This window comes from Streptomyces phyllanthi, assembly GCF_009377205.1.
In the GTDB taxonomy this organism is placed as follows: Bacteria; Actinomycetota; Actinomycetes; order Streptomycetales; family Streptomycetaceae; genus Streptomyces; species Streptomyces phyllanthi.
Window position 1 is genome coordinate 34344 of record NZ_VJZE01000024.1, and the last position, 8589, is coordinate 42932.

At 69.9% G+C, this 8589-nt stretch carries 7 protein-coding genes; 1 reads left to right on the forward strand and 6 read right to left on the reverse strand.

What is annotated here, in order from left to right; all coding sequences use genetic code 11:
- Positions 1-501 (forward strand): hypothetical protein, encoded by a 501-nt coding sequence (locus FNH04_RS06345; RefSeq protein ID WP_152781151.1) that lies wholly within the window; start codon positions 1-3, stop codon positions 499-501.
- A gap of 111 nt (positions 502-612) precedes the next feature.
- Here FNH04_RS06345 and rho read toward each other — a convergent pair whose 3' ends face one another.
- The 6 genes from rho to FNH04_RS06375 all read right to left on the reverse strand — a co-directional run.
- Positions 613-2625, reverse strand: a complete 2013-nt coding sequence (gene rho / locus FNH04_RS06350) for a transcription termination factor Rho (protein ID WP_322722655.1) — start codon at positions 2623-2625, stop codon at positions 613-615.
- 405 nt (positions 2626-3030) lie between these two features.
- A complete protein-coding gene (thrB, locus tag FNH04_RS06355) occupies positions 3031-3960 on the reverse strand; it encodes a homoserine kinase (protein WP_152781153.1) in 930 nt (309 codons plus the stop codon).
- Positions 3961-4397: 437 nt separating this feature from the next.
- On the reverse strand, positions 4398-5456 hold the full coding sequence (gene thrC, locus FNH04_RS06360) for a threonine synthase (protein WP_152781155.1): 1059 nt from the start codon (positions 5454-5456) through the stop codon (positions 4398-4400).
- A 6-nt stretch (positions 5457-5462) separates the two neighbouring features.
- On the reverse strand, positions 5463-6761 hold the full coding sequence (locus FNH04_RS06365) for a homoserine dehydrogenase (protein ID WP_152781178.1): 1299 nt from the start codon (positions 6759-6761) through the stop codon (positions 5463-5465).
- A gap of 176 nt (positions 6762-6937) precedes the next feature.
- Positions 6938-8329, reverse strand: coding sequence for a diaminopimelate decarboxylase (lysA, locus tag FNH04_RS06370; RefSeq protein ID WP_152781157.1), 1392 nt, complete (start codon positions 8327-8329; stop codon positions 6938-6940).
- An 18-nt stretch (positions 8330-8347) separates the two neighbouring features.
- Positions 8348-8589 (reverse strand): DALR anticodon-binding domain-containing protein (locus FNH04_RS06375; RefSeq protein WP_265580008.1); only part of this gene is annotated, 242 nt, incomplete at its 5' end.

An 8589-nucleotide genomic window follows, 5' to 3' on the forward strand; every position in this document is an offset into this window, starting at 1 on the left:
ATGATCGCCCTCCTTGTCGCGGCATGCTCCTCTCAGGAGCCTCAGCGCGGGAAGGGGACCGCCCTGTCAGGCGGCACCCAGTCAAACGGCACTGTCGGGTTCGAGCACGTAAAGGCGGGAGACATCTTCTGGTTCGCTCTCCCTGTCCCCGCCAACACATCCGACGAGCCTATCGAGATCACAGGGGCATCCGTTGTCGAGGTACCGAAAGGAATAAAGGTGCTGAGATACGGCGCCTACAGCCTTGACGACACCGAAGGGTTGGCCCTGCTCACGGAGGAAGGCGACAAGTACACGCCGGCCTTCGGTCGTTTGAAGGACCATGCCAAGGAGGGCGTGAAGGTCGCCGCCCACTCGTCGAGCGACATCTACTATCTGGCCCGGCTGAAAATCACCGGCGAGCCGACGAGAAGCGTTCGGTACTGCAAGTTCGACTACCGGCAGGGCGGCAGGGAGCTCACCCAGACGCTGGACTGCGAGGTGGAGCTGACCTCCAAGTAGAACATCAGTGGCCCCGGAACATGATTCATGCACCGGGGCCACTTCTCTGTTCAGGGCAACAGGGCTGCCCCGTCTCCGTCGGAGACGGGGCAGCCCTGTGCGCAGGCGGACTCAGTCGCCGTTGCCCGGCGTCGGCGTCGTCTTCTGGATCTGCATCAGGAACTCGACGTTCGACTTGGTCTGCTTCATCTTGTCGAGGAGCAGTTCGATCGCCTGCTGCTGGTCGAGCGCGTGCAGCACCCGGCGCAGCTTCCAGACGACGGCGAGCTCCTCGTTGCCGAGCAGGATCTCCTCCTTGCGGGTACCGGACGCGTCCACGTCCACCGCCGGGAAGATGCGCTTGTCGGCGAGCTTCCGGTCGAGCTTGAGCTCCATGTTGCCGGTGCCCTTGAACTCCTCGAAAATCACCTCGTCCATGCGGGACCCGGTGTCCACCAGAGCGGTGGCGAGGATGGTGAGCGAGCCGCCGTCCTCGATGTTGCGGGCCGCACCGAAGAAGCGCTTCGGCGGGTAGAGGGCCGTCGAGTCGACACCACCGGACAGGATGCGGCCGGAGGCAGGCGCCGCGAGGTTGTACGCACGGCCCAGACGCGTGATCGAGTCAAGCAGGACGACGACGTCGTGGCCCAGCTCCACCAGGCGCTTGGCGCGCTCGATGGCGAGCTCGGCGACCGTGGTGTGGTCCTCGGCCGGGCGGTCGAAGGTCGAGGAGATGACCTCGCCCTTGACCGACCGCTGCATGTCGGTGACCTCTTCCGGACGCTCGTCGACGAGGACGACCATCAGGTGGCACTCGGGGTTGTTGTGGGTGATCGCGTTGGCGATCGCCTGCATGATCATGGTCTTACCGGTCTTCGGCGGGGCCACGATCAGACCACGCTGGCCCTTACCGATGGGCGAGACGAGGTCGATGATGCGGGTGGTGAGCACACCCGGGTCCGTCTCCAGGCGGAGGCGGTCCTGCGGGTAGAGCGGCGTCAGCTTGTTGAACTCCGGGCGGCCACGGCCGTGTTCGGGCGCCATGCCGTTGACGGAGTCCAGGCGGACCAGCGCGTTGAACTTCTCGCGGCGCTCGCCCTCCTTCGGCTGACGGACCGCACCGGTGACGTGGTCGCCCTTGCGCAGGCCGTTCTTGCGGACCTGGGCGAGGGAGACGTACACGTCGTTCGGGCCCGGCAGGTAGCCGGAGGTGCGGATGAAGGCGTAGTTGTCGAGGATGTCCAGGATGCCCGCGACCGGGATCAGGACGTCGTCCTCGGCGATCTGCGGCTCGCTGCCGATCTCGTCGCGGCCACGGCGGCCACGTCGGTCGCGGTAGCGCCCGCGACGGCCACGGCGGCCGCCGCCGTCGTCGTCGTAACCGTCGTCCTGACGGTCCTGGCGGTCCTGACGGCCGCCGCCCTGCTGCTGGCCGCCGCCCTGCTGCTGGCCGCGCTGCTGCTGGCCGCCCTGCTGGTCGTCGCCCTTGCCCCGGCGGTCGCGGTCACGGCCGCGCTCGCGGCGGTCACGGCGGTCACGGCGGCCCTCGCCGCCCTGGTCACCGGCGTCGCCCTGCGCCTGCGCCGGGGTCTCGGCCTTCGGCTCGCTCTTGGCCTCGGCGGCGACCGTCTCGGGGCTGCCGGCCTCGGCGGTGGCCCGGCGACGGCGGCGCTCGGTGGGCGCGTCCTCGCTCGCGGGCTGCGGCTGGCCGGGGATCTCGATCTGCTGCTGGGCCACGGCCTTCTCGGCGGGGGCCTCGGCCTTGGCCTTCGCGGCCTTCGTGGCCTTCTTCTCGGCGGGGGCCTCCGCGTCGGCGGCGGGAGCGGCCTCCTCGCCCGTACGCGCCCGTGAGGTGGTCCGGCGCTTCGGCTTGGTCTCGGTGGCGGCTTCGGCCTTCGCCGGGGCGCCCCCGGCCGCCTGCGCCTCCTTGATGACCTCGATCAGCTGGCTCTTGCGCATACGCGCGGTGCCCCTGATGCCGAGGCCGGATGCGACCTGCTGCAGCTCGGCCAGCACCATGCCCTCGAGGCCGGTACCGCGGCGCCGCCGGGACCCGGCACCGGTGGCAGGCGCGGAGGCGTCCGTGGCGGGCGCGGCAGCGGTCTCCTCGACACGTGCGCCCATCAGATCGGTGGTGTCGCTCACGAAGGGTCCTTCCCTGGAGCGGACGTCGGCCTGTCTGGCTCGGCGACCGGTTGTGCTGTCCGGCTTCGGTCCTTGCTGTGTGGACCGCGCCGGGGCGGTGGTCCGCCAAAGGCGGCGGAGGTGACTGGTGATTCGGCGCTTCCCTGAGCCGTGGCACTGAGTGTCGGTGTCACGCGGCTCGGTCACGCCGGTTCCGGAGCGTGCTCGACAGATCGCTCAGTGCCTGCGTACGGCGTACTGCGTGACGTACGAAACACGGTGCGATTTGGGAGGCTCCCGGAAGAAAGGTTGTCCCGGACGGGGACACGAAGCACCTCGCCATGGTGGGGTCGGGTGCAGACTTGAGGTTAACACTACCGGATCCAACAAACATTCCCCCTCTCGAAATCCGGCAACCGTGCGCGTTCAGTCGACGCCCGAGGTGGCGAGCGGCAACACGCTCGCTCCCTGGGCGTCGAGCTCCAGCCGGTTGGCGGCCCAGCCCGCGCCCGCCAGGTCGGCCACCTTGTCGGCGCTCTCGCCGTCGGCCAGCGCGAGGACCGTGGGTCCCGCGCCGGAGATCACTGCGGGGATTCCGTCGGCCCGCAGCCGCTCCACCAGGGCGGCGCTGTCCGGCATGGCCGGGGCGCGGTACTCCTGGTGCAGCCGGTCCTCGGTGGCGGGCAGCAGCAGCTCGGGGCGCCTGGTCAGGGCCTCGACGAGCAGGGCCGCACGGCCCGCGTTGGCGGCGGCGTCGACATGCGGGACAGCGCGCGGCAGCAGTCCGCGGGCCGTCTCCGTCAGCACCGGCTTCCCCGGTACGAAAACCACCGGAACGATGGAATCGGCGGGCTCCATCCTGATGGCCCGCGCGGTACCGCGCTCCATCCAGGAGAGCGTGAAGCCGCCCAGCAGGCAGGCCGCGACATTGTCGGGGTGGCCCTCGATCTCGGTGGCCAGTCCGAGCAGCGCGGCGTCGTCGAGCCGGGAGTCGCCGCCTATGGTCACGGCGCGCGCGGCGACGATGCCGGCGCAGATGGCGGCGGAGGAGGAGCCGAGGCCGCGGCCGTGCGGGATGCGGTTGGCGCAGACGATCTCCAGGCCGCGGGGCTGCCCGCCGAGCAGATCGAAGGCGGTGCGCAGGGAACGGACGAGGAGGTGGCTCTCGTCACGCGGGAGTGTCTCGCTGCCCTCACCCGCGATGTCGATGTGCAGGCCGGAGTCGGCCACGCGGACGACCACGTCGTCGTACAGGCCAAGCGACAGGCCGAGGGCGTCGAAGCCCGGGCCGAGGTTGGCGCTGGTGGCGGGGACGCGCACCCTGACGGCGGCGGCGCGGAACGCTGGACCGGCCATCGCTCGATGACTCTCCTTGAGCTGCGAGATTGCCGAATGCCATTCGGTTGGCATTCATGACATTCGATTGACGTTCGATGGTGACGGGAGACCCGAAGGCCGCAGTCGACGGGATCCGGGGACCACTGTCGACGACACGACACCGCGGCATATGCGGCGGGCGGGTTCAGTACAGCCTATCGAAGGAAGGTTCAGTGGCGACATAGGGCGCACAGGAGGCGCACGATGCGTGTCGTAAGCCCCCCGTGCAACCCGTGTCGGGTGCCATGCGGGGTTATCCCCCAGGAGTGCCCTCCTTACGCCGGAGCGCGGCGCCCTGCCCGGTCTCCGAACGGGATACGAGCACTTCTGGGCGACAGACGGTCACCTCCGTACGAGGTGGGCACTTCCCGCGACCGGTGGCGCCTCCGCGCGAGCGGGAGGCGCCGTGCGCGGGCCTACGCAAGACCGAGCCGCTCGGCCGCCGTCGCCGCGTCGACCGGGACCGTGACCGGCTGGGGGGCGCCGGCGACGGCCCAGTCGGGGTCCTTGAGGCCGTTGCCGGTGACCGTGCACACGATGGTCTGCCCGGGGTCGACCTTGCCCTGCTCGGCCGCCTTCAGCAGACCGGCCACGGACGCGGCGGACGCGGGCTCGACAAAAACGCCCTCCTGAGCGGCCAACATCCGGTAGGCGCGCAGGATCTCACGGTCCGTCACCTCGTCGATGAGACCGCCCGACTCCTCCTTGGCCGCCAGGGCGTACTTCCATGACGCGGGGTTGCCGATACGGATCGCGGTGGCGATGGTCGACGGGTCCTTGACGACCTCGCCGCGCACGATCGGGGCGGCGCCGGAGGCCTGGAAGCCCCACATCCGAGGGGTCCGGCCGGCGATCCTGTCGGCGGCGTACTCCTTGTAGCCCTTCCAATAGGCCGTGATGTTGCCCGCGTTGCCCACCGGGAGCACATGGATGTCTGGCGCCTCGCCGAGCATGTCCACGATCTCGAACGAGGCCGTCTTCTGGCCTTCGATACGCACCGGATTGACCGAATTGACCAGTGCCACCGGGTAGTTGTCGGACAGTTCACGCGCGAGGGTGAGGCAGTCGTCGAAGTTGCCGTCGACCTGGAGGATCTTCGCGCCGTGCACGAGGGCCTGGCCCATCTTGCCGAGCGCGATCTTGCCCTGCGGCACGAGCACGGCCGACACCATGCCCGCGCGTACGGCATACGCGGCCGCGGAGGCGGAGGTGTTGCCCGTGGAGGCACAGATGACCGCCTTCGCGCCCTCCTCCTTGGCCCGGGTGATGGCCATGGTCATACCGCGGTCCTTGAAGGACCCCGTCGGGTTCGCACCCTCCACCTTGAGGTGAACGTCACAGCCCGTGCGCTCGGAGAGCACCTGCGCGGGCACGAGAGGCGTACCGCCCTCGCGGAGCGTCACGACCTGCGTGGTGTCGGAGACGGGCAGCCGGTCCCGGTACTCCTCGATGATTCCGCGCCACTGGTGGGTCATTGCTGGTTACTCTCCTTCAACCCGCATGATGCTGGCGACACCCCGCACGGTGTCGAGCTTGCGCAGCGCCTCGACGGTCCCGCCCAGGGCGGCGTCGGACGCGCGATGGGTGACGACGACGAGGGAGGCCTCTCCGCCGCCGTCCTGCCGTCCTTGCTGGCGCACCGTATCGATGGACACCCCGTGCTCGGCGAACACGGTGGCGACCTGGGCGAGAACGCCCGGTTTGTCGGCGACATCGAGGCTGATGTGGTAGCGCGTGACGACGTCTCCCATACCCGACACGGGCAGGGCGGCGTACGCGGACTCACCGGGTCCGGTCGCTCCGTTGAGCCGGTTGCGGCAGACCGCGACGAGGTCACCGAGGACGGCGGAGGCCGTGGGGGCGCCGCCCGCGCCCGGCCCGTAGAACATGAGCTGCCCGGAGGCGTCCGACTCCACGAACACGGCGTTGTACGCGCCGCGCACGGAGGCGAGCGGGTGGCTCAGCGGAATCATCGCGGGGTGCACGCGCGCGGTGACGGACGCCCCGTCCTCGGCCCGCTCGCAGATGGCGAGCAGCTTGATGGTGCAGCCCATCTCCTTGGCGGAGGCGAAGTCGGCGGCGGTGACCTCGGTCATGCCCTCGCGGTACACGTCGTCGAGCCGTACCCGCGTGTGGAAGGCGATCCCTGCGAGGATCGCGGCCTTGGCGGCGGCGTCGAAGCCCTCGACGTCGGCGGTGGGATCGGCTTCCGCGTACCCGAGCGCGGTGGCCTCGTCGAGGGCCTCCTGGTACCCGGCGCCGGTCGAATCCATCTTGTCGAGGATGAAGTTGGTGGTTCCGTTGACGATGCCCAGCACCCGGTTGACCTTGTCGCCGGCGAGCGACTCGCGCAACGGCCGGATCAGCGGGATCGCACCGGCGACGGCCGCCTCGTAGTACAGGTCCCGACCGTGCTCCTCGGCGGCGGCGTGCAGGTCGGCGCCGTCCTGGGCGAGGAGCGCCTTGTTCGCGGAGACCACGGAGGCGCCGTGCTCGAAGGCGGTGGTGATGAGGGACCGGGCCGGCTCGATCCCTCCGATGACCTCGACGATGACGTCGATGTCCCCGCGTTTGACGAGCGCGGTGGCGTCGGTGGTGATGAGTTCGGCGGGAATGCCCTCACGCACCTTGGAGGGCCGCCGTACGGCAACCCCGGCCAGCTCCACTGGTGCCCCGATCCTGGCGGCGAGGTCGTCGGCGTGCGTCGTCATGATGCGCGCCACCTCTGAGCCGACAACCCCACAGCCCAGCAGCGCCACCTTCAGCGGACGCGTACGCATCATCCGACCTCGTTTCCTCACATACCGAATACGGTGGGAACAGTCTCACTCACCGGACGGGAGTTTCTGCCCCTCGTCCGGATCGTGAGATATCTATTTCATTTCGCTGAGGGGTGGAGACAGGAGATCTTCCACCCGGTTTGCGGGCGCCCCGTGTTCACGGGACGCCCTTTGGTTCACCCGACGTCGAGGCGCAGGAGGTCCTCCTCCGTCTCACGGCGGACGATGACCCGGGCCCGGCCCTCGTGCACGGCGACGACCGGCGGGCGGAGCGCGTGGTTGTAGTTGCTGGCCATCGAGCGGCAGTACGCACCGGTGGCCGGTACGGCGATCAGGTCACCCGGTGCCAGGTCGGCGGGCAGGAACGCGTCCCGCACCACGATGTCCCCGCTCTCGCAGTGCTTGCCGACCACGCGGACGAGCATGGGCTCCGCGTCGCTCGTACGGGAGACGAGGGCGACGCTGTACTCGGCGTCGTACAGCGCGGTCCGGATGTTGTCGGACATGCCGCCGTCGACGGAGACGTACGTACGCAGCCCGGCGAGCGGCTTGATGGTCCCGACCTCGTACAGCGTGAAGGCCGTCGGCCCGACGATGGCCCGTCCGGGCTCGACGGAGATACGGGGTGCGCGCAGCTTGGCGCCCTCGCACTCGCGGTTGACGATCTCGGTGAGCGCCTTGGCGATCTCGTGCGGCTCGCGCGGATCGTCGTCACTGGTGTACGCGATACCGAGGCCGCCACCGAGGTCGATCTCGGGCAGTTCGACACCGTGCTCGTCCCGGATCTCCTTCAGCAGACCCACGACCCGGTGGGCGGCCACCTCGAACCCGGACGTGTCGAAGATCTGCGACCCGATGTGGCTGTGGATACCGACGAGTTCGAGCCCGTCGAGCTGCAGGGCCCGCCGTACGGCCTCGGCGGCCTGCCCTCCGGCGAGCGGGATCCCGAACTTCTGGTCCTCGTGGGCGGTGGCGATGAACTCGTGCGTGTGCGCTTCGACGCCGACCGTCACCCTGATCTGCACGCGCTGGCGCGTCCCGAGCTCCTGGGCGATGTGGGCGACCCGCGCGATCTCCTGGAAGGAGTCGAGCACGATCCGCCCGACACCCGCCTCGACGGCCGTACGGATCTCGTCCGTGGACTTGTTGTTGCCGTGGTAGGCGATGCGGTCGGCGGGCATGCCGGCGGAGAGGGCGGTGGCCAGCTCGCCGCCGGAGCACACGTCGAGGTTGAGCCCCTCCTCGTGCAGCCACTGCACGACGGCCCGGGAGAGGAAGGCCTTCCCGGCGTAGAAGACGTCGGCGTCGTGCCCGAAGGCGGTACGCCAGGCCCGCGCCCGGGCCCGGAAGTCGGCCTCGTCGATGAAGTAGGCCGGGGTGCCGAACTCCTCGGCGAGCGCCTTCACATCCAGCCCGCCGACACTGACGACGCCGTCCTGCGTACGGCTCACGGTCTGGGCCCACACCTTGGGGTCGAGGGCGTTGAGGTCGGCGGGCGGCGCGGAGTAGTGGCCCTCGGGGAGGACGTCGGCGTGACGGGGCCCGGCGGGGTGTGCGGAACGGCTCATGGCGTGTTCTGTGCTCTCTCAGAGGTGTTCGGGTGCGTCGATGCCGAGCAGGGACAGGCCGCCGACCAGCACCGTCCCGGCGGCTTCGGCGAGAGCCAGCCGGGCCCGGTGGGCGGCCGAGGGTTTCTCGTCGCCGCGCGGGAGCACGGTGTGCTGGAAGAGGAGCAGGGCATCGGCGACGCTGACAAGCTGCCGGGCGACCCGGTCGGGGGCGCGGTGCGCGGCGGCCTGGGTGAGGGCGCGGGGGTATTCGGCGAGGG